Annotated in this window: 24 protein-coding genes; 12 read left to right on the plus strand and 12 right to left on the minus strand. The window is 30.9% G+C overall.

The genetic code is table 11. The features are described from left to right. Positions 1–74 precede the first annotated feature (74 nt). Genes L8X30_RS02570 through pyrF form a run of 6 tightly spaced genes read left to right on the plus strand, consistent with a single transcriptional unit; the run spans position 75 to position 4,745 of the window. A complete protein-coding gene (locus L8X30_RS02570) occupies positions 75–1,007 on the plus strand; it encodes a DMT family transporter (RefSeq protein WP_263678848.1) in 933 nt (310 codons plus the stop codon). Next, positions 997–2,358, plus strand: coding sequence for a uracil-xanthine permease family protein (locus tag L8X30_RS02575; RefSeq protein WP_263678849.1), 1,362 nt, complete (start codon positions 997–999; stop codon positions 2,356–2,358). Before L8X30_RS02570 ends, L8X30_RS02575 begins: the two co-directional genes overlap by 11 nt. Then, entirely contained in the window at positions 2,358–3,182 is an 825-nt protein-coding gene (gene kdsA / locus L8X30_RS02580; protein ID WP_318529745.1) for a 3-deoxy-8-phosphooctulonate synthase, read from the plus strand. The genes L8X30_RS02575 and kdsA overlap by 1 nt, the downstream gene beginning before the upstream one ends. Positions 3,183–3,194: 12 nt before the next feature. After that, entirely contained in the window at positions 3,195–3,665 is a 471-nt protein-coding gene (gene ribE / locus L8X30_RS02585) for a 6,7-dimethyl-8-ribityllumazine synthase (RefSeq protein WP_012661257.1), read from the plus strand. 1 nt (position 3,666) lies between these two features. Next, the gene (gene nusB / locus L8X30_RS02590) at positions 3,667–4,065 is read left to right on the plus strand and encodes a transcription antitermination factor NusB (RefSeq protein ID WP_263678852.1); all 399 of its coding nucleotides are present in this window, start codon (positions 3,667–3,669) and stop codon (positions 4,063–4,065) included. Next, the gene (gene pyrF, locus L8X30_RS02595; RefSeq protein ID WP_263668565.1) at positions 4,062–4,745 is read left to right on the plus strand and encodes an orotidine-5'-phosphate decarboxylase; all 684 of its coding nucleotides are present in this window, start codon (positions 4,062–4,064) and stop codon (positions 4,743–4,745) included. Before nusB ends, pyrF begins: the two co-directional genes overlap by 4 nt. 10 nt (positions 4,746–4,755) lie before the next feature. Here pyrF and L8X30_RS02600 read toward each other — a convergent pair whose 3' ends face one another. The 11 genes from L8X30_RS02600 to rpmH are packed head-to-tail and all read right to left on the minus strand — an operon-like array spanning position 4,756 to position 15,807. Further along, positions 4,756–5,169, minus strand: a complete 414-nt coding sequence (locus L8X30_RS02600) for an META domain-containing protein (RefSeq protein WP_263678854.1) — start codon at positions 5,167–5,169, stop codon at positions 4,756–4,758. Between the two features lie 11 nt (positions 5,170–5,180). Then, complete coding sequence (locus L8X30_RS02605) at positions 5,181–6,773, minus strand: methyl-accepting chemotaxis protein (protein ID WP_263678856.1); 1,593 nt, start codon at positions 6,771–6,773, stop codon at positions 5,181–5,183. Positions 6,774–6,788: 15 nt separating this feature from the next. Beyond that, entirely contained in the window at positions 6,789–8,321 is a 1,533-nt protein-coding gene (gene purH, locus L8X30_RS02610; protein WP_263678858.1) for a bifunctional phosphoribosylaminoimidazolecarboxamide formyltransferase/IMP cyclohydrolase, read from the minus strand. After that, positions 8,318–9,088, minus strand: a complete 771-nt coding sequence (locus L8X30_RS02615; protein WP_263678860.1) for a TerB family tellurite resistance protein — start codon at positions 9,086–9,088, stop codon at positions 8,318–8,320. Before L8X30_RS02615 ends, purH begins: the two co-directional genes overlap by 4 nt. 2 nt (positions 9,089–9,090) lie before the next feature. Further along, positions 9,091–11,268: a phosphoribosylformylglycinamidine synthase subunit PurL gene (purL, locus tag L8X30_RS02620; RefSeq protein ID WP_263678862.1), complete on the minus strand. Its 2,178-nt coding sequence runs from the start codon at positions 11,266–11,268 to the stop codon at positions 9,091–9,093. 12 nt (positions 11,269–11,280) lie between these two features. Next, positions 11,281–12,609: a tRNA uridine-5-carboxymethylaminomethyl(34) synthesis GTPase MnmE gene (gene mnmE / locus L8X30_RS02625; protein ID WP_263678864.1), complete on the minus strand. Its 1,329-nt coding sequence runs from the start codon at positions 12,607–12,609 to the stop codon at positions 11,281–11,283. Further along, positions 12,606–13,451 carry a Jag N-terminal domain-containing protein gene (locus tag L8X30_RS02630; protein WP_263678866.1) on the minus strand — a complete coding sequence of 282 codons (846 nt, stop codon included), beginning with the start codon at positions 13,449–13,451 and terminating at the stop codon, positions 12,606–12,608. Before L8X30_RS02630 ends, mnmE begins: the two co-directional genes overlap by 4 nt. Further along, positions 13,435–15,015 carry a membrane protein insertase YidC gene (gene yidC, locus L8X30_RS02635; protein ID WP_263678867.1) on the minus strand — a complete coding sequence of 527 codons (1,581 nt, stop codon included), beginning with the start codon at positions 15,013–15,015 and terminating at the stop codon, positions 13,435–13,437. The genes L8X30_RS02630 and yidC overlap by 17 nt, the downstream gene beginning before the upstream one ends. Continuing rightward, positions 14,979–15,362 carry a membrane protein insertion efficiency factor YidD gene (yidD, locus tag L8X30_RS02640; protein ID WP_039668200.1) on the minus strand — a complete coding sequence of 128 codons (384 nt, stop codon included), beginning with the start codon at positions 15,360–15,362 and terminating at the stop codon, positions 14,979–14,981. The genes yidC and yidD overlap by 37 nt, the downstream gene beginning before the upstream one ends. Beyond that, on the minus strand, positions 15,350–15,676 hold the full coding sequence (rnpA, locus tag L8X30_RS02645) for a ribonuclease P protein component (RefSeq protein WP_263664026.1): 327 nt from the start codon (positions 15,674–15,676) through the stop codon (positions 15,350–15,352). The genes yidD and rnpA overlap by 13 nt, the downstream gene beginning before the upstream one ends. After that, positions 15,673–15,807 carry a 50S ribosomal protein L34 gene (gene rpmH, locus L8X30_RS02650; RefSeq protein WP_012661270.1) on the minus strand — a complete coding sequence of 45 codons (135 nt, stop codon included), beginning with the start codon at positions 15,805–15,807 and terminating at the stop codon, positions 15,673–15,675. Before rpmH ends, rnpA begins: the two co-directional genes overlap by 4 nt. A gap of 138 nt (positions 15,808–15,945) precedes the next feature. Between rpmH and L8X30_RS02655 the strand changes: the two genes are divergently transcribed. The 3 genes from L8X30_RS02655 to L8X30_RS02665 are packed head-to-tail and all read left to right on the plus strand — an operon-like array spanning position 15,946 to position 18,244. Continuing rightward, positions 15,946–16,419: a GNAT family N-acetyltransferase gene (locus L8X30_RS02655; RefSeq protein WP_235362456.1), complete on the plus strand. Its 474-nt coding sequence runs from the start codon at positions 15,946–15,948 to the stop codon at positions 16,417–16,419. Next, entirely contained in the window at positions 16,419–17,030 is a 612-nt protein-coding gene (locus L8X30_RS02660; protein WP_263663998.1) for a uracil-DNA glycosylase family protein, read from the plus strand. The genes L8X30_RS02655 and L8X30_RS02660 overlap by 1 nt, the downstream gene beginning before the upstream one ends. After that, complete coding sequence (locus L8X30_RS02665) at positions 17,027–18,244, plus strand: hypothetical protein (protein WP_263678868.1); 1,218 nt, start codon at positions 17,027–17,029, stop codon at positions 18,242–18,244. The genes L8X30_RS02660 and L8X30_RS02665 overlap by 4 nt, the downstream gene beginning before the upstream one ends. On the opposite strand, the gene L8X30_RS02670 is transcribed toward L8X30_RS02665, so the two are convergent. Continuing rightward, on the minus strand, positions 18,222–18,602 hold the full coding sequence (locus tag L8X30_RS02670) for a YbgC/FadM family acyl-CoA thioesterase (RefSeq protein WP_263678870.1): 381 nt from the start codon (positions 18,600–18,602) through the stop codon (positions 18,222–18,224). The two genes, L8X30_RS02665 and L8X30_RS02670, sit on opposite strands and share 23 nt — an antisense overlap. Positions 18,603–18,748: 146 nt before the next feature. Between L8X30_RS02670 and L8X30_RS02675 the strand changes: the two genes are divergently transcribed. From L8X30_RS02675 to L8X30_RS02685, 3 genes are all read left to right on the plus strand, one after another. Continuing rightward, positions 18,749–19,378, plus strand: a complete 630-nt coding sequence (locus L8X30_RS02675; RefSeq protein ID WP_263678872.1) for a GntR family transcriptional regulator — start codon at positions 18,749–18,751, stop codon at positions 19,376–19,378. Positions 19,379–19,605: 227 nt separating this feature from the next. Continuing rightward, on the plus strand, positions 19,606–19,989 hold the full coding sequence (locus L8X30_RS02680) for a RidA family protein (RefSeq protein ID WP_263663992.1): 384 nt from the start codon (positions 19,606–19,608) through the stop codon (positions 19,987–19,989). Between the two features lie 18 nt (positions 19,990–20,007). Next, positions 20,008–21,453: an aldehyde dehydrogenase family protein gene (locus L8X30_RS02685; protein ID WP_263678874.1), complete on the plus strand. Its 1,446-nt coding sequence runs from the start codon at positions 20,008–20,010 to the stop codon at positions 21,451–21,453. Positions 21,454–21,456 lie beyond the last annotated feature (3 nt).

Genomic DNA, 21,456 nt, shown 5'->3' on the forward strand with positions numbered 1-21,456 from the left:
TGTGATTATATAAAAATTGCCTTAAAATTAAGCAAAAAAGACTAAAATAACGGGAATTTTTATATGGAATTTATATGTTAAGAATAGTTAAAAAAAATTTAGGTATATATTTTATGATTATTGCTTCCATAGAATTTGCACTTGTAGGTGCTTGTGCAAAAATTCTTAGTGAAGAATTATCATCGATTGAAATTATGTTTTTTAGAAATATCATAGGCACAGCTTTTATGCTTTATGCGCTTTCAAAATTAAATTTTCATAAAAGCGGCGGTCGTTTGGGTTTGCTTATTTTTAGAGGTGTTATAGGGACAATTGCTTTATATCTTTTCTTTTATAATGTTTCTAATATTTCTTTAGGTGGGGCTTTTGCTTTTCAAAAAACAGCACCGATTTTTATAGCTTTAATTGCTTTTTTATTTTTTAAAGAAAGCTTGGGATTAAAAGCTTGTTTTGGGATTTTGATTGCTTTTATAGGAGTATTGTTAATTTGTCAGCCTTTTGCAGATAGTACTATGCATTCAGGCTTTGATTTAAAAAATAGCATTTTGGGAATTTTAAGTGGTTTTTGTGCAGCCTTGGCACTAACTAGCGTAAGAGAGCTTAGAAAATCATATCCAGCACCTTTTATAGCTTTATCTTTCGTTTTAATTGGTACTTTAATGCCTTTAATGTCTATGATTATAGGTTCTTTTTATGAAATAAAAGAACTTGATTTTTTAATTGCTCCTTTTGTTATGCCTAGTTTTAAAGCTTGGATTTTTATTATTTTAATGGGTGTTTTTGGAGCAATGTATCAAATTCATGTTACCAAAGCTTATGGGGTGGCAAAAAAGGCAGGAGTTGTTGCTGGGGTTAGTTATATAGATGTAGTTTTTACTTTATTTTTGGGCATATTATTAGGAGATGAATTTCCTAGTTTGATGGTTTTTATAGGAATTTTTAGCATTATTATAGGAGGAATTATTTTGGTTAGTAAGCAAACAAAAGGAAATAAAAATGGAAAATAAAACAGATTTAATTTATGGTTTAGAAGATAAACCGCCTTTTGCTAAAGCTTTTTTTGCTGCTTTGGTGCATTTAATGGCTATGTTTGTGGCTGTGATTACACCTGCTTTATTAATTTGTAAGGGTCTTGGAATAGATGATACTAATACAGCTAGAATTATATGCATGTCGCTTTTTGCTTCAGGTGTTGCTTCGCTTTTACAGATTAAAACTTGGGGTCCTATAGGGAGTGGACTTTTATCTATTCAAGGGACTAGTTTTAACTTTGTTGCGCCTATTATACTAGGTGGGCTTGTTTTAAAAAATAATGGTTTATCACAAGAAGCAATGCTTGGGGCTATTTTTGGCACTTTAATGCTTTGTTCTACCACTGAAATGATTATTTCTCAAATTTTACCTTTTATTAGAAGAGTGATTTCGCCTTTGGTTTCAGGTATAGTAGTGATGATTATAGGTCTTAGTTTGATTAATGTTGGTCTTGTGAGTGCAGGAGGTGGATTTGCGGCTAAGGCAAGTGGTGAGTTTGGTTCTTTACAAAATTTATTATTAGCCGGAGTTGTGATTTTTAGCATTATTATTTTAAATCGCTTTAATAATGCATATATAAGAATTTCTTCTTTATTTATAGCTATGATAATAGGGCTTTTAGTGGCTATGACTTTTGAAAATTTTAGCTTTAATTTTAATGAAAATTTACCTTTAATGTTTTTACCTGATCCTTTGCATTATGGTTTGAGTATTGATTATAATCTCATTTTACCTTTGATTTTGGTTTTTATGGTAACTTCTTTAGAAACAATTGGTGATATTAGTGCTACTAGTGAAGTTTCAAATCAGCCAGTTAAAGGCGAACTTTATGCAAAAAGATTAAAAGGTGGAGTTTTGGCAAATGGTTTTAATTCTTTTGTTTCGGCCTTTTTTAATACTTTTCCAAACTCATGTTTTGGGCAAAATAATGGTGTCATAGCTTTAACAGGTGTTGCAAGTCGCTATGTAGGGTTTATTGTAGCTTTTATGTTGATGATTTTGGGTTTATTTCCTATTGTGGCTGATATTACTTTGCAAATTCCAGAACCTATTTTAGGTGGGGCAACTTTAGTGATGTTTGGTACTATAGCTGCAACGGGGGTTAGGATTATCTCTAAAGAAAATTTAAACCGTCGTTCTATTATCATTATAGCTATGAGTTTGGGTATAGGACTTGGAGTTTCTAATAATCCTGATATTTTAGAATTTATGCCAATGTGGTTTAAAACTTTATTTTCTTCAGGGATTGCAGCAGGTGGGATTACAGCTATTATTTTAAATTTTGTTTTTCCTCTTGAAGAAAATAATAAAAATAAAGTAAAATAATAAAAAACAAGGAAAAAATGATGAAAAAAATGATACTAATAGCAGGGCCTTGTGTGATAGAAAATGAAGAGCTTGTTTTTAAGGTTGCACAAGAGCTTGAATGCTTTTTAAAAGATGATAGAATTGATTTTTATTTTAAATCAAGTTTTGATAAAGCAAACAGAACTAGTATTAATAGTTTTAGAGGGCCAGGCATTGAAAAAGGCTTGGAAATTTTGCAAAAAGTGAAAGATAAATTTGGCATGCAAATTTTAACTGATATTCATGAGAGTTCTCAAGCAAGTATTGCGGCTGAGGTTGTAGATGTTTTACAAATTCCAGCCTTTTTATGCAGGCAAACTGATTTATTGGTGGCTGCTGCTAAAACAAAAGCTAAGGTAAATGTAAAAAAGGGGCAATTTTTAAACCCTGAAGACATTAAATACAGCGTAGCTAAAATTTTACAAACTAGAGGCATTAACGAAGAAGGTTTTGAAATAGCCAAAGAAAATGGGGTTTTTGTAGCTGAGAGAGGTTCGAGTTTTGGTTATGGAAATTTAGTTGTAGATATGAGAAGTTTGGTTATCATGAGAAAATATGCTCCGGTTGTTTTTGATGCTACTCATAGTGTGCAAATGCCAGGAGCAAATGGTGGAAGTAGTGGAGGCAAAAGTGAATTTGTAGAGCCTTTAGCAAGAGCTGCTGCTAGTGTGGGTGTAGATGGATTTTTCTTTGAAACACACATTGATCCTTGCAAGGCTTTATGTGATGGACCAAATATGCTTGATCTTTCAAGACTTAAAAACTGCGTAAATACACTTTTAAAAATTCAAGAAATCATTTAAAAAAGGAAAAATATGAAGATAATAGAAGGAAATTTAAGTTTAAAAGGTGATGAGAAAATTGCAATTATTAATGCAAGATTTAATCATATTATCACAGATCGTTTAGTTGAAGGTGCTAAAGATGCTTTTTTAAGACATGGGGGTAAGGAAGAGAACTTAAGTCTTATTTTAGTTCCAGGTGCTTTTGAAATTCCTTTTGCGTTAAAACAAGCTTGTGAGAGTAAAAAATTTGATGGAATTTGTTGTGTTGGAGCAGTAATTCGTGGAAGTACGCCACATTTTGATTATGTAGCAGCTGAAACTACTAAAGGGATCGCAAGTGTAGGACTTGGGGCGAATGTGCCTGTAAGTTTTGGGGTTTTAACAACTGATACTTTAGAGCAAGCCATAGAAAGAGCAGGTAGTAAAGCAGGTAATAAAGGTTTTGAAGCTATGCTTACTGTAGTTGAAATGCTTAATTTAATCCAAAAAATTAAGGCTTAAAATGGCTACTAGACACCAAGTAAGACAAAGTATTGTTTCTTTGCTTTATGCAGCACAGCTAAACCAAGAAAATAAAGATTTTATTAATGAATTTTTAGATGAGAAAAAAATTCGCAATGATCAAAGAAAATTCACTCTAGATTTGTATAATGGCATTAATGAGCAACTCGCTTTGCTTGATGAGAAAATCAATGAGTGTTTGAAAGAGCATAAGTTAGATGGAGTAGCTAGTATAGAAAAGGCCATTTTGCGTTTAGGTGCTTATGAGATTTTATTTACTTCTACACAAAAAGCGATTATCATTAACGAGGCTATAGAGCTTGCAAAAGAAATGGCAGGGGACAATGCTCCTAAATTTATCAATGGAGTATTAGATAAAATCAACAAGGAAGCACAATGAAACTTTGCGTGGCTTTTGACGTGGCAAGCTATGATGAGTGTATAAATTTAGCCAAGGAATTAAAAGGTTTAGATCTTTGGGTTAAAATAGGGCTTAGATCGTATTTAAGAGATGGAGTAAAGCTTTTAGAAGCGATTAAAAAAGTGGATAATTTTAAAATATTTTTAGATTTAAAGCTTTATGATATACCAAATACTATGGCAGATGCTTGTGAAGAACTTGCTAAACTTGATGTAGATATGTTTAATATCCATGCAAGTGCAGGTAAAAGTGCTATGTGTATGATTATGGAGCGCTTAAATGCTTTAAGCAAAAGACCTTTAGTGCTTGCCGTATCTGCTTTAACTAGCTTTGATGAGCAAGAATTTTTTAGTGTGTATAAACAAGATATTAAACAAGCTGTTAAAGATTTTTCTAAAATTAGTTATGAAAGTGGTCTTGATGGTATGGTTTGCTCAGTATATGAAAGCTTGCTGATAAAAGAAAATACAAGTACAAAATTTATTACATTAACGCCCGGAATTCGTCCGTTTAAAGAAAATTCAGATGATCAAAAAAGAGTAGCTGATATAGAGTGTGCTAAGGATAATTTGTCAGATTTTATTGTGGTTGGAAGACCTATTTATAAAGCAAAAGAACCTAGAAAGATTTGCGAGGATATATTAGAGCATTTAAAATAAGCCTTAAGGCTTATTTTAAATAAACTTTCATTTTTTTATTTTCTAAAATAATTCCTTCATCATCGTTAATGATTTTAAATTCTCCATTAAAGTATCTTAGGAAATTGTCTTCAAATTTCATAGATTCTTGATCACAAAGCATTTTTGTTGAAGCAAGATTGTCTTCTATTTTTATGCTGCTTCCTTGATCTTTATAGTTTCCAAAAAATCTATTACATCCTGCTGCTCCAAAAAGCCTTTTGTCTTTATTGTCAAAACTAATACTTGTTTTTGTATTTTGAGGAAGTTCGTAGCTTTTTCCATTTGCTTCATAAGAACTTATGGTAAATTCTTTATTTTGTAAATCATCAACACTTAAATTTGCCACAGAACACCCACTAAAAACAGCTAAACTTGCTATGCTTAATGTGATTATTTTTCTCATTTTTATTCTCCTTATACATGAAAATGTTTTAATTCATCTTCTAAATTTTGACAAACTACATTTAACTCATGAGCAACATCAAGCAAAATTTTTGAAATTTCTTCATTTTTATCGCTTAATTTTACCGTTTCTTGCATTTTATCAAGTAAAGATTGTAAAGTTTCTTGTGTGCTTGAGATTTTTTGCATACAAGCATTTGCTAAGTCTCTTGCGTTTTCATTGCAAACTTTTACTTCATTGGTCCCTTCTACAAGATCTTTTGCATCTTGGTTTAAAGAATTAATTTCTTTAGCATTGTGTTTTAATTCTTTAGAAACTTCATTAATACTATCTACTAATTGCTTGGTGACAATAGCAATATTTTTTAAAAATTCTTCTGAGCTTTGAGCAAGATTTCTTACATCTTCAGCGATAACTGAAAAACCACGACCAAATTCTCCAGCACGTGCAGCTTCAATACCTGCGTTTAATGATAAAAGATTGGTTTTATCAGCAATTTCTCCCATCATATCAGAAGCCTTTTTGATCTCTTCTGCTTGTTTTTCCATAACTTCAACTTTTTGAGATAAAACATCTTCATTTTCTGCAACAACTCTTACTTTATCTACTACCTGATTTAATGAATCAAGCATGGTGTTTAAAACTTCAAAAGATTTTGTATTGGCTTTATTTGCATTGTTTGAAAGCTCAGCAAGATCTTGCAACTCTGTATGAATTTGCTCACTTAAATGATAAGATTCATCAGTTTTTGTGTGACCTTCTTTTGTTCTATTTGCTAGATCAAGTGCATTGGTATTTAAAAGCTTAGATTGTTTATCTACCATTTGAGAATTTTCATTAGTAGAAATCACTGCATTTTGAATTTTTTCAATAAATTGGTTGATGTAGGTGCAAGCTTTGCCTATTTCATCAGTGCTTTTTATGTTGATTCTTGCGCGTAAATCTCCATCGCCGCTAGCTAATTCTTTAGCATGTTTTAAAAGATCTAAAACAGGATTACCCACAACTATTTTTAAAATATAAAGCACAGCAAAAACAGTAAAAAGTAAAGCTATGCTAAAGATTATAATATAAGTTCTAGCTGAGCTTGCCAAATCATCATCTACATGTTTTAAATCATTATACATATCCATAACACCCAAAACATCACCTTCTTTAGCATTAGCATGACAAGCTAAGCAACTTTCATTAGCGATTAATGGGCGTATAAGTCTTAGATAATGTCCTTGATTGTTATTGATTTCAACAGCTTGTATTTGCGGCTTATTAAATTGTTCGTTGATGATACTTTCATCACTTTTTGTATATTTTTGCATTTCAAAAAGTTCAATTGTGCCCTTTGAAGGATAAATTTTAATATCTTTTATGCCTTCAATTTCTCCAGCATCTTTTATAGCTTGTTCTATAATAGCAGGGTCACCTAAATTCATTGCCATTCTTAATGTTTGAAAAACAGAAGTACTTAAGGTATCTAAATGTGCACGGCTGATTCTATCGGTCGTTTGCTGAGAATCTTTTTGTAAGATAATTTGCATGATAATAAAACTAATTAGCAATGTAGAAATCATTGCTAAAGATATCTTCGCGCCTATGCTTTTAAACATTTGAAGCTCCTTGTATTAATGTAAAAAGTGTCTTACACCGCTAAAATATAATGCAATACCATATTCATTGGCAGCTTGGATGATATCCTCATCTCTTATGCTTCCACCTGGTTCGATAATGGCCTTTACACCTATTTTACTAGCCTCATCTATGCTATCTCTAAATGGAAAGAAAGCCTCGCTTGCTAAAACACAACCATTTAAATCAAGCCCCATTTCCTTAGCTTTATTAATAGCTGCTTTAGCTGCATCGATACGACTTGTCATGCCCATACCAATGGCTACCATAGCTCCATTTTTTACATAAACTACGTTATTTGATTTGGTAAATGCAGCAATTTTCATAGCTATTTCAAGATCTTTTAATTCTTGTTCATTAGCTTTTCTTTCGCTTTTTAATACTGCATTTTTTAATTCATCTTCTTTAACTTCATCGCTATCTTGATATACAAAACCACCATTTATGTGTTTAAAATCATATTTATCATAAGCTCTAGTTAAAAATGGCGCTTTTTGTGTAAAGATTTTAATACGTTTTTTATCTTTAAAAACTTCCAAAGCATCATCGTCTACATTTGCTGCAATGATTACTTCTATATAAATTTCATTGATTTTTTGTGCTAATTCTTTATCTAAAGTTCCATTGATAGCTACAACTCCTCCATAAGCACTCAAGGTATCGCATTTAAGCGCATGGATATAGCTTTGGAGTAAGTTTTCTTTTATAGCAAAACCACAAGCATTTGCATGTTTTACAATGGCTACTGCTGGAGCTTTATCAAAAGCACTTGCTAAATTTAAAGCTGCATTAATATCGGTTAGATTGTTAAAACTTGCTTCACCTTTTAAGGTTGTAAAATTGTGTGTGAAAAAATCATCAAATTCATATAAAGCACCTTTTTGGTGAGGATTTTCTCCATATCTTGTGTCAAACACTTTTTGACCTACAATAAATTTACTTGCTCCAAAACCACCATTAAAACGCTCGTTCATATAATTTGCTATATAAGCATCATAATTTGCTGTATGCTCATAAGCTTTGATCATCAAAGCTCTTCTGAAATCAAGATCTAAAGTATTATCTTTTAAAGCTTGTATGATTTTATCATAGTCTAAAATATCACAAACTACAATGACATTTTTAAAGTTTTTTGCGCCACTGCGTATCATAGCAGGACCACCAATGTCGATATTTTCTACAATCTCATCAAAATCTTGGGTTAAAATTGTAGTTTTTTTGAAAGGATATAAATTCACACAAAGTAAGTCTATGCTTTCTATATTATGCTCTTTAGCTTGCTTTTGGTGGCTTTCATCTTCTCTTTTGTACAAAATTCCGCCATGAATTTTTGGGTGTAAGGTTTTTACACGCCCTTCAAACATTTCAGGACTTTGAGTAAAATCACTAACTTCTTGTACTTGCAGGTTGTTTTCTTTTAAAAGCTTATAAGTGCCTCCAGTAGATAAAAGCTCAAAACCTAATTTTGCAAGCTCACTAGCAAATTCTACTACTCCTTCTTTATCACTGACACTAATTAGTGCTTTCATTGATTTTTCCTTTCTATATATTGTTTTAAAAATTCATAAGATTCATTAACTTCTTGAAATTTTTTTACACCTTCTTTTATTTTTGCTTCATCGCTGTTGTTTGCGTTTAAAATATCAGGATGATATTTTTTAGCAAGTTCTCTATAGCGTTTTTTAAGCTCTTGTAAATTTACATTTTCGCTTACACCTAAGACCTCGCATGCTTTTTGCAAATTCATACCTACCTTTTGAGTTTGCATAGAATTTAGAAGTCTCTCAAGTATATTTACATCAAGATTAAATGCTTTGACAATGGCTTTTAATACATCATTTTTAGTGCTGTTAAGTTCTCCATCAATCAAGGCCATTGCGACCAAAACATTTAATATATTAATTCTTTCTTGTTGAGGTAAAGGTACTTCCTTGATGAGTTCTTTGGCTACTTCATAGGTGTCATTTAAGGTGTTTTTGTGTTCATTAAAACTTTGTTTTAAAAATTCTCTTTCTCTTGAATCTTTGGCATTGTAATCAAGAATTTGTGAGATCATATTAGCTTCATTTTCACTAACTCTGCCATCACTTTTTGCTATTTTTGCTAAAAGTGCTATAACATAGTAGTTTAATCTTCTTTTAAATCCATCAATTCTTTCTTCGTGATAGCCTTGTTTAAAACCTTGAGAGAAACTTTTAGCTCCTTTTTTAAAAGAGCCTAAAAGATCATCTTTACCCCATGTTTTATAATACCAATAAAATGCCAAAATTGCCAATACGAGTAAAACAAAAAGCATTTTTATCCTAAATACTCATTAAATTTATCAAAATAAATTGTTTGTAGTTTTGCTAAAGATATCTTAATATCATCTAAAATGAAATCTTTTTCAGTTAAATTTCCAAGTTTTGCAAATTTAATTCCCATTTCATTTGCAAATTTGATAAATTTTTCTTCATTTTTAACACCAACTATAACTCTTGTTGGACTTTCTTCGAAAATAAAACTCTTATCTTCAAAATTAGTTTTTACTTCAATACCTAAATTTGCCTTTGCACTCATTTTAGCTAAGGTAATAGCAAGACCACCTATGCCTATGCTATTAGCACAATCAAGTAATTTTGCTTCGTTTGCTTTTAATAGGAAATCCCATAGTTTTAATTCTGCGTTAAAATCTATATCTTCAAGCTCTCCTGCTACTTTTTGATCTAGCACTTTAGCAATTAAAGATCCACCAAAACTACCTTTGCTTTCTCCAAGTAGATAAATAGCGCTAGTATCTTTACTAAAATATGATTTTAAAACATTTTCTGCTTTTTCATTTACTCCAACACAAGCTATGGTTGGACTTGGAAAAATACTTACTCCATCGGTTTCATTATATAAAGAAACATTTCCGCTTACTACAGGTGTATTGAGTTCTTTACAAGCTAGTTTAATACCTTCACAACCTTGGGCAAATTGCCACATTACTTCAGGGTTTTGTGGGTTACCATAATTTAAACAATCGCTAATTGCTAAAGGTCTAGCTCCTGAGCATGCTATTTTTCTTCCTGCACTTGCAACAGCTGCTGCTGCGCCGATTTTTGGATTTACATAGTTTAATCTTGAGTTGCACTCAATGGCCATAGAAAGTAAGCAATTGTTTTCTTTGATTCTAATGCTATTGGCCCCTAAAGCTCCATTGCTTTTTAAAGTATTGGTTTGTACGCTTGAGTCAAATTGTTCATAAATATAAGCTTTATTGCTAACATTTTCATCTGCAAGGAGTTTTTCAAATGCTTCTTGGGTAGGAATGTTGAGCTTAAATTGATAGTTTTTTATCTCATCTAGGTACTTTGGTTTAGCCACAGGTCTATCAAATATAGGTGCTTTTTCGCTTAGTGGTTCAATAGGGATTAAGCCAACTAATTCATCATGCCAAAATAGTTCCATTTTGCCAGTATCGGTAACTTCGCCTATAATAGCTGCATCAAGCCCCCATTTGTTAAAAATTTCAATAACTTTTTCTTCATAGCCTTTTTTAGCACAAATTAGCATTCTTTCTTGAGATTCACTTAGCATTAACTCATAAGGAGTCATACCTTCTTCTCTCATAGGAGTTTTGTCAAGATAAAGTTTCATACCGCTACCACTGCGTCCTGCCATTTCAAAAGAGCTTGAAGTAAGTCCTGCTGCACCCATATCTTGAATTCCAACTATATAATCAGTTTTGAAAAGTTCTAAACAAGCCTCCATTAGCAATTTTTCAGCAAATGGATCGCCAATTTGCACGGTTGGTCTTAAGCTTTTACTAGATTCATTAAAGCTATCACTTGCCATTACAGCTCCGCCAAGCCCGTCGCGACCAGTTTTTGAACCCACATAAATTACAGGATTTCCTATACCTTCAGCTTTTGCATAAAAGATATCTTCGATTTTGCAAGTTCCAAGTGCAAAAGCATTAACTAAAATATTTCCATTAAAACATTCATCAAAAGCACATTCTCCACCAATAGTAGGCACACCCATGCAATTACCATAGTGTGAAATTCCACTTACTACACCTTTAACTAAATATTTTTGATGTTTGCCTATTTTTTTATCGTGGATGTTGCCAAATTTTAAAGAATTCATACCTGCAACAACTCTTGCGCCCATGGTAAAAACATCACGTAAAATTCCACCCACACCTGTTGCTGCACCTGCAAATGGCTCTATAAAGCTTGGGTGATTGTGACTTTCTATTTTAAATACAGCTGCCATTCCTTTGCCTATATCTATCACCCCAGCGTTTTCACCAGGACCTTGGATTACCCAAGGAGCCTTGGTTGGAAAGCCATTAAGGTATTTTTTGCTTGATTTATATGAGCAATGCTCGCTCCACATAGCAGAAATTACTCCAAGCTCTAGTAGATTAGGCTTTCTGCCTAGTATATTTAAAATTTCTTGATATTCTTCGTCACTAATTTTGTGTTGTTTTATAATTTCTTTATCCATTTTCTCTCCTTTTTATTTACCTAAACAAAAATTACTAAACATAGCATCTAAAATTTCATCTTTTTCAAAATCTTTTGTAAATTGAGCTATCTCTCCTATGGCTAAATTTAGTTCAAAAGCAAAAAGTTCTAAAGAACTTTCTTTTAATAAATCCCTTGCGCGCAAAATAGCTTCGCTAGCATTCTTGCAAGCATTGAGTATTAAGGTATTGCTAATTAGCATTCCATCGCCATCTAAAGTATTTAAGTATTCATTTAAATTTTCCTTAATGGCTTGGGTGTTTTCTTGAGCACAAATGCGTATACAAGAAGTACTAATTTCATGTTTAAATTTGGTAGTCAGATCGCTTTTGTTTAAAACATAAATGATTTTTTTATCACAATTTTTTAAAGCTTGTAAAATACGCTCATCTTCTTCTTCAAATTCTTTAGATCCATCAAAAACAGCTATGATAATATCTGCTTCTTTAATGCTTTCATAACTTAAATTAACCCCGATTTTTTCTATCTCATCATCTGCATTTCTTATACCTGCTGTGTCGATAATTTTGATTAAATGTGAGCCTATTTTCAAGCTTTCCTCGATACGATCTCTTGTGGTACCTGCAATATTAGAAACAATAGCTCTATCAAATGCTAAAAGTGAATTTAATAATGAGCTTTTTCCTGCATTTGGTTTACCGATAATAGCAACTTTAAAGCCTTCTATAAGTCCTTTTTTACTTAAAGAAATATCTACTATATCGCGTAAAAGTTTTGAATTTTTTTCACACATGGTAATGATTTGATCAAGTAAATCTTGTGGTAAGTCATCATCTGCATAATCAATACTAGTTTCTACAAAAGCAAGGGTTTGAACAAGATCCATTCTAATGGTATTTAAAAATTTACTTAAATCACCTTTAATGTTTTTTGCTATGATATTTGCAGCACTTGCTGATTTTGACATGATGACATCTTGTATACTTAAAGCTTTTAAAAGATCCATTTTGCCATTTAAACAAGCTCTTTTGCTAAATTCTCCAGGGCTAGCAAGACGCGCTCCTGCTAAAATAAACTCATCAAGTAAAATTTCACTCAAAGAAAAACCCCCATGAAGTTGAAATTCTACTATATCTTCTCCTGTAAAAGAGTAGGGTGCTTTAAAATAAATCACTAAAGCTTCATCTAAGAAGTCATTGTTGTTTTTATAAAGTTTGCACAAGTGCGCATAGCGGGGCGTTAATTCTTTTTTGTGGGTAATTTTCAATGCAAGCTCTAAAGCTTTCTCCCCACTTACTCTAATGATACTTATAGAGCCCACTCCATGGGCTGTGGCTATAGCAGCTATAGTGTCATTCATTCATTTTTCTTCAAAAAATCATTTACAACGATGTATCTTTGATCGTCATTTTGTTTAATAGCTACATATTTATCAGGAAAACGTTCTCTTAATTTTTCTAATGCAAGTTTTAGCCAAATTCCATCTAAAGGCTTTGTTTGGACTCTTCCTGTACTCTCTACTTTTTCTATAAGAATTTTTAAATAATTTTCTATAGCTTGGGTTTGATTTTCTAAAAATTGAGCGATTTCTAGTCTTGGCTGAATTTTATATTTAGCGCTAAGCCAGTTATAAAGTAAATATGAAAAAGCCTTATATCTATGGGCTTCTTTGCCTATAAGTAAAGCTGCATCTTCTCCATCAAGTTTTATCAATACACAATTTTCGTCCCAAACACTAACTTGTACAACCTTGATATCAAAATCAAAAGTTGCCAGTAAATTTTCTAGTGAAATTTTTATCTCATCAATATAAGAAGCGATATTTTTTTCTTCTGGTGATTCTTTATGAAATGAATCAAAAATAGCATCATTTTTTACTTTATAATGTTCTTTAGTTGGAGCATTGGCTTCAAGTGGTTTTTGAAAACTTTCTCTGTGTTCTTTGTAGTGTTCATTTTTTTCAAGATTTTTTTGTGAATGTTTGCTAAAATTCTCGTTTTGATTTTTTTTAGCTTTTTCTTGATGAGGTTTTTTGGTTTTTTTGCGTCCTTTAATACAAATAATAGCATTTTTTCTAAACAAACCAAAAAATCCTGCTTTAGCATGTTGAATAACTTCATATTCTAGATCAATCACAGAGCACTCAAGTTGTTTTGAGGCTTCTATGAGTGCAGTTTGTAAGTCTTTAGCTTCTATGTTCATGTTTAGCTATTTCCTCTTTTTTGTGGTTTTTGAAAAGTTTATTTACAATCACTTGTTGAATAAGTGAGCATATATTATTTACACACCAATATAAAGTTAAACCTGCTGGGAAGGTTAAGAAGAAGAAAGTGAAAATTAATGGTAAAAATTTCATAATCTTTTCTTGCATAGGATCTTGTATAGCCATTGGTGTGATAAGTTGCTGGATAAACATAGTTAGACCCATAAATATAGGTAAGATAAACCATGGATCCATCACAGATAAATCTGTAATCCAAAAAGCCCATGGTGCAGCTTTTAGCTCTATAGCATTTAGTAAAACTCTATAAATTGCAAAGAAAATTGGAATTTGAATGAGTATTGGTAAACATCCGCTCATAGGATTTGCACCATGTTTTTTATAAAGTTCCATCATGTGCAAATTCATCTTTTGCGGATCGCCTTTATAACGTTCTCTGATTTCTTTCATTTTAGGCGCTAAATCTTTGAGTTTATTCATAGAAATCATTGATTTGTAAGTAAGTGGGAAAAGAATAATGCGCACAATTAAAGTCATCACTACAATAGCCCAACCCCAGTTGCCCATGTAGCCATGTAAGAAATTTAAAAATTCAAACATAGGCTTAGCTATAAAAGTAAACCAACCATATTCCACAACATCATCTAAATCCGTATGAATGCTTCTTAAAATTTCATGCTCTTTTGAGCCAACATAACCGCTTGCCTTAAAAGTATTTGTCGCACTTGCAAAAACGATAGAATTTTCGTGATTATCTTTAGTAACTACAGCATTGAGTGGTTTTTCAAAATTATAAAAGAAAGCACTATAATAGCGATCTGAAGCCGCCATAAGGGTTACATTAGAAAAACTTTCATCATTTTCTACATCGCCATCTTCTAACATTGTGATTTTATCATCTTTATCTAAGATCAAAACCCCATGTACTGTATAGCTATCAACTGCTATATTTGGACGATAACCTGGGGTGATAAAATAAGTTGCATCTTTGCTTAGATTAACCTCTAAATCATAGTTTCCATGTTTATGGAAAGTGATTTTTTTAGTTACTACTAAATCATTTAAATTTTGAGTAAGGATCAAGGTTGTGTTTTCATCGCTGACATTGATAGTTTTTTGACTTGTGGTATATGGTGTATTAAATGCCTCTTGATTGATTTTTGCATCACTAAATCTTATTTCTAATGGTAAAGGTGATAAAGAAGTATCTACTAGATTAATACTTTTGCCATTTTCATCTTTGTATTTTTCATCACTTAGATAAAATTTAGCTATCCTACCTAAAGAGTCAATATGTGCTTCAAAATGTTCACTTTTAACAACTGCTATTTCTTCTTTTTGATTAACGCTAAGTTCTGTTTTTGGAGCTTGAGAGTTAGTACTTGTAGTGCTTTGTGGAGCTGAGTTGTTTTGTTCTATTTGAGTGATATTTTGCTCAGTTTGCGGAGCTTTGGGTATAAAAAAATAATCATAAACTACAAAAAATAAAAATGATAATACAACAGCAATTAATATGCGTTTTTGTTGAGATAAATTTTCTGACACGGATTGTCCTTTGGAAATATAATCTTAATTAAAAAAAATTGATTATCGTTGCAAGGGATATAAAGATAATTGAGTTGTTTTAAAGCATTAAAACTAGGTTTAAAACATATACCTGAGTTTAGATTATTCTTGCGTATTTTAGGATAATCAATACCACCTTTAAAAAACGGATTGCATTTTAAAATTCTTAAAAAAACTGCACCAAATGCTTTAAAAATATTATTTTTTTTAAATTGCCATAAGGCATATTCAGAGCAACTTGGGTAATACCTACAGCATTGTGGTTTAAAAGGACTGATAAAGAGTTGATAAAATCTGATAAGTTTTAGACAAACTATTTTATGCATCCTATTTTTTTCAAACCCCATTTCAAGTTTTTTTCTAATTTTAAAAAAGGAATTTCAGTGATACTCGTTTTGGCTACAAGTATGTATTTTCCGTTTTCAACTTGATTTTTAACCTGAAAAAAAGCTGATCTTAAGAGCCTTTTGGCTCTATTTCTTATAACAGCTTTTCCAACTTTTTTACTAGCAACAACGGCGAATTTTTTTTCTTCGCTTAAAGAGTAAAAGATGATCATGCCTTCGCAATGCCATTTTTTACCTTCTTTATAAATTGCTGCAAACTCTCCTAAGTCGTTAATACTTAGAAAATCTTTTATACCGCTAATCTTTTTCTACCTTTAGCACGTCTAGCATTGATCACTTTGCGACCATTTTTGCTCTTCATGCGTACACGAAAGCCGTGAGTTCTTTTTTTAGGAGTTTTATGTGGTTGATATGTTCTTTTCATATTTTTTCCTTAACTTAAAATAAAAAACAAAATAATAAGCGAGTATGTTAGCAAAATCTTACTTAAATCTGCTTTTAATTAAGAGTTATTTTAAAACTTTTTGCTAAATTTTGATTTTATTTTGTAAACTAAGGAAAAATAATGGCTTTTGAAATTTGTGAGAGTAAAAAAGAAGATTTGGAAAAAATTTTAGAATTACTCAAAGAACTTGCTATTCATGAAAATATGCTTGAAGATGTAAAATGCACAAGCAAAGAACTTGAAGAATCATTTTTTAAACATGAATATGCTAAGGCTTTGAGCCTAAAGGTTGATGGCGAGATAATAGGCTATGTGATGTATTATTTTACTTTTTCATCTTTTTGGGGTTTGGGTGGATTATACCTAGAAGATATTTACATACAGCCAAAATATAGAAAAAAAGGTTATGCTAGAGCTGTTTTTAAATATCTAGCGCAAATTTGCAAAGAAAAAAATCTTAAACGCTTAGAGTGGGTTTGTTTAAATGATAATGATTTGGGGATTGAATTTTATACCAAGTTAAATGCAAGACATATGAGTGAGTGGAGAACTTATCGTTTAGAGGGTGAAAATTTAGAAGCATTGATGTGATGAATAAACGCAGTTTGTATTATCTAAAAGCTTTTGGTTATGAATACTTTGATGAACAAAAGCAAATTAGACATTTTAACTTAAGTTTTAAAGAATTAAACGAAAGAGTAAAAACTTGCAATCTTTGTCATTTTTCTAAATTAAGAAAGTATAGTTTAATAGAAAAAGAAGCCAAAAATGCTAAAATTCTGATTTATCAAGCTTTTATTGATAAAGAAGAAAACGAAAGTGGAAAGTTTTTTGCTTCTAAAAACAAACAAGAGTTTTTAAGATTATGCAAAGAGCTTTTAAATTTAAAAGAAGATGAGATATATTTTTCTTATATGTTTAAATGTTTTAGTAATTTTAAAATAGATGATCAAGCACTAAAATTATGCTTGCCGTATTTTTATAACGAGCTTGATTTTGTAAAAGCAAAGATTATTTTATGTCTTGGTCAAGAAGCTTTTGTAAGTTTGGGTTTTGAGAACTTTCAAAAATACAAAGGGCAATGTATGCGTTTTAATAATGCTTTGCTTTTGCCAAGTTATGATTTGAATTTTTTGAGTAAAAATCCTAGCTTTTATGCTGAATTTATAGAAGATATTAAAAAAATAAAAGGTTATTTATGAGAAAAAGTTTAGTTTGTTTGATGATGAGTTTTGTTTTAACTTTAAGTGCTTTTGCGAAAGAGCAAAAACCATCGCCCATAGAACCTAGTGAGTCTTTTTATCCTAATTTAGAATTTCAAAATTGTGATAATGATTGTTTATTTACTTTGTTAGAAACAGGACTTTATTTCAATTTCTTATCAAGATTTAACAATGATAATGCAAATGAACTTTTGGTTAATATCTATACTAAACTTTTAAATTCCATCATAGATTTTGAAAAAAGAATTCAAAAAAATGCTAGTGTAAAATTAGCTATTATTATACCTGAGCAAACGATTAAAAGCTATTCTAACACTATTATAAATTCAAGCATAGCGTATTTATTAAGACAAAGAGCGCAAATAAAAGTAAAGGTGTTTTTAATAGGCACAGAAGATGAGAACAAGATAACTAAAGCTTTTAAGCAAGCTCAAGATGAGAAATTTAATTACATCATCGCAGGTTTTACAGATAAAGGTGTGAAAAATTTATTAAAAGAAAGCCTTGATTCTAATGTAAAAGTTTTTATTCCTACTGCACATAAAAGAAATTTTGATACGCAAAATGAAAATGTGTATTTTGGAAGCATAGACTATCAAAAACAAATTCAAAAACTTTTAGAATATTCAAATGGTAAAAATATTATTTTTTCAGATGGAACACCTTTGGCAAATCGCTTAGATGAGAATGTTTTAAACGCAGGTAATGGTAGTGAGAAAATTTATACTATTAATAGTTCTAAATTTGATTTTAGAAGTATTTTAAATCAAAATAGAAGTTTTCAAGATTCTAGTATTATTTTAAATACTTCTTTGATTAAAACAGCGCTTATAAGCTCACAAATAAGAACTTATGATATAGAGCCTTTTGTGTTATTATCAACTCAGATTAATTATAATCCTATTTTGCTAAGTTTAACGCAAATTAACGATAGAAAAAAACTTTTGCTAGCAAATTCCATTTCTAATGAGGATCAAACTCTAAGCTATCTTAATGAGCTTTTTTCGCAAAATATTAATTACAACTGGATAGCGTATGCAACTAGCGTGGGCCTTGATTATTTTTATACGCAGTTTTTAGATAAAGACTCTCAGAGAATTTTCGATGAGAGTTTAAATGATAATCAATTTGACTATAAGGTTAAGATTATTCGTTCGCAAGGCTTAGGTTTTACTCCTTTGCAAAATCAGTAAAAACCCTAGCTATAGCCTCATCTATAGGGGCTACTTTTTCATTTTTTAAAAAAGCTAGGGTAAATTCAGCCTCAAAAAGTTTGGTGTTTTCTTTGTAAATCTCTTGTTTTATATAAACTGAAGCTTTTTTAAGCTTTGTGATAAATGTTTTTACTTCTATAAGATCTCCAAGTTTAGCGGGTTTTAAAAAGTTACAATTTGCTTTTGTAAGTAGAAAATGCCCTGTGCTTTTGTCAAAAATTTTTGCATTTTTTTGAAAAAATATCTCACTTCTTGCTCTTTCGCAAAATTTTAAGTAGTTGCTATGATATACCACTCCACCTGCATCGGTATCTTCATAATAAATTCGTATTTGCATTTAAAATCCTTTTTTTGTTTTTTATAATACATTATATTTAAAGTAAATTGAATATCAAATATGAATTTTAATCATTAATATTCTGTCTTAAATACATTAATAATTAGATATTATTCTATAATTTTTATTTTATATTTGGAAATTACATGAAAAAAGTGAAAAATAAAACTTTAGCCGAACAAGTATATAATGAATTAGAAAGAAGAATAGTTTTTTGTGAAATAGAGCCTGGTAGTATTTTGACAGAACAGGGCATAGCAAATATGCTTGATGTTGGACGTACGCCTGTAAGAGAAGCATTATTGTTGCTTTCAAAACGTTATTTGGTGAATATATCAAAAGCAGGAATAATGGTTCCACAAATGAATGCTTCTTTACAAATGCAACTTTTGGAAGTAAGAAGAGTTATTTTGAAACTTTGTATAGAATGTGCTATAAAAAGACTTACTGAGGATGATAAAAAAGCTATAAATGAACTTTTAAATGAAATTGAAAATTACGATGAAATAAATTTTTTATCATGGCTTGATAAAAGACAAGATGTATTAGCTAAAGCTTCTAAAAATTATTTTATTTACGAAGAATTGAGAAATGTGCAAGGGATTTCAAGGAGATTTTGGTATCGCTATGCTCAAAATAGTCAACATGATATTGTAAAAGAAAAACACAAGAATATATTAAAAGCTGTGTATCAAAAAAACACAGAAAAAGCTTTGGAATATGTTGATGACATTATTGATTATTTTGAGAATTTTGTTAAACAATATTTGATTTGATATAATCATATAATAAGTATATATTCAATTTTACAACTAAAACTACCTTACTAACTTATTTGATGTTTTAATTATAGGGATATCTTTTAAATATATTTACCAATATTCACATATTTACATGTTTTTTCAAGGTAAGAAAATATATAATATATTTATTGTCGGCATTAAGTATTTATTAAGTTTTTTTCCTATAGACTTGAAAATATAACAATACAAAAAGGAGTTGTATGTCAAGTAAAATAGCGGTTAAAACAAAATTATTCCCCTCAAAATCTCCATTAGAATGGGCGGTTGTATCAAATAATATTTTATATACAGCACAAATTCCTATTGATAAAAATGGAGAGGTTGTTACTGGTGGTATAGAAGCGCAAACCAAGCAAGTTTTTTCAAATCTTATTCATACTTTAGAATGTGCTGGTTCTAAATTAGATGATGTGTTACAGATTTTAATTTATGTTACAAAAAGAGAAGATTTAAAATTTGTAAATTCGATATATTCAACCTATTTCAATACAGTTTATCCAAATAGAGCTGCATTTATTGTTTCTGGTTTGGCTAGAGAAGAAATGCTGGTTGAATTTGTAGTTTATGCGCAAACTCATAATTAAAATTATAAAGGAGATAAAATGTTAGATTGTACTAAGGGTTTATATATTAATGGTCAATGGGTAGAGGGTGTTAATACTATAAAAAATATTAATCCATCTGATATTGATAATGATCTAGGGGATGTAGCACAGGCTGATAAAAAACAAGTAGAGCTAGCTATTGATGCTGCTAAAGAGGCTCAAGTTTCTTGGGAAAAAACTCCTTTAGAAGAAAAGGCAAATTTGCTTTATAAAATCGGTGAATCTTTAATGAATAGAAGTGATGAGATTGGAAAAATCATATCTTTAGAAGAAGGAAAAACAAAAATAGAAGGAAAAGGAGAAGCGTTTAGATCAGGTCAATTTTTTCAATATTATGCAGCTGAAGTATTAAGACAAATTGGGGAAAATGCAGCGTCTGTAAGAAGTGGTGTTGATGTTGAGATTACAAGAGAGGCTGTTGGTGTTGTTGGTATTATTTCTCCTTGGAATTTCCCTATTGCAACAGCTTCTTGGAAAATAGCTCCTGCTCTTTGTTTTGGTAATAGTATAGTATGGAAACCAGCTAATACCACTCCAGCTTCTGCTGTAGCTTTGGCTGAGATTATTCATGAGCATGGATTGCCAAGCGGTGTATTTAATTTAGTTTTAGGTAGTGGTGGAGAAGTTGGTGAGACTATTATTAATTCTAGAAATATCAACGCACTTTCTTTTACTGGATCTGTTGATGTTGGTAGAAAAATAGCACGTGCTACGGCTGCAAATTTTGTTAAATGTCAATTAGAAATGGGTAGTAAAAATGCCTTAGTTGTTATGGATGATGCAGATCTTGATCTTGCTGTTGAGTGTGCTATTGCAGGAGCTTTTTCAGGTACTGGACAAAAATGCACAGCAAGTTCTCGTTTGATTGTTATAGAAAGTATTCACGATGCTTTTGTTGAGAAAATGGTTTCTAGAATGAAAACATTAAAGGTTGGCCATTGCTTAGATGATGGAATTTTTATGGGACCAGTAGCCGATAATAAACAATTTGAATCTAATTTCAAATGGGTTCAAAGAGCTAAAGATCTTGGAGCGGAATTGGTATTTGGTGGTAAAAAATTATCACTTGATAAAAATGGTTACTATATGTCTCCTACTTTATTTATTAATACTAAAAATGATTGGGATGTTAATCAGGAAGAAATTTTTGCTCCATTAGCATGTGTGATTAAAGCAAAAGATTTACAAGAAGCTGTTGCGCTTAATAATGGTACTCGTTTTGGATTGACTTCAGGGATTGTAACATCGAGTTTAAAAAATGCAAACATATTTAAAAAAGAAGCAAAAAGTGGTTGTGTTATGATTAATCTTCCTACAGCTGGAACAGATTATCATGTACCTTTTGGAGGCAGAAAAGAATCTAGCTTTGGTCCAAGAGAGCAAGGTTCTTATGCGAAGGAATTTTACACAGTTGTAAAAACAACTTATGTAAAAGCTTATTAAATG

It is taken from the genome of Campylobacter sp. CNRCH_2015_0338h, from assembly GCF_025772785.1.
Classification (GTDB): domain Bacteria; phylum Campylobacterota; class Campylobacteria; order Campylobacterales; family Campylobacteraceae; genus Campylobacter_D.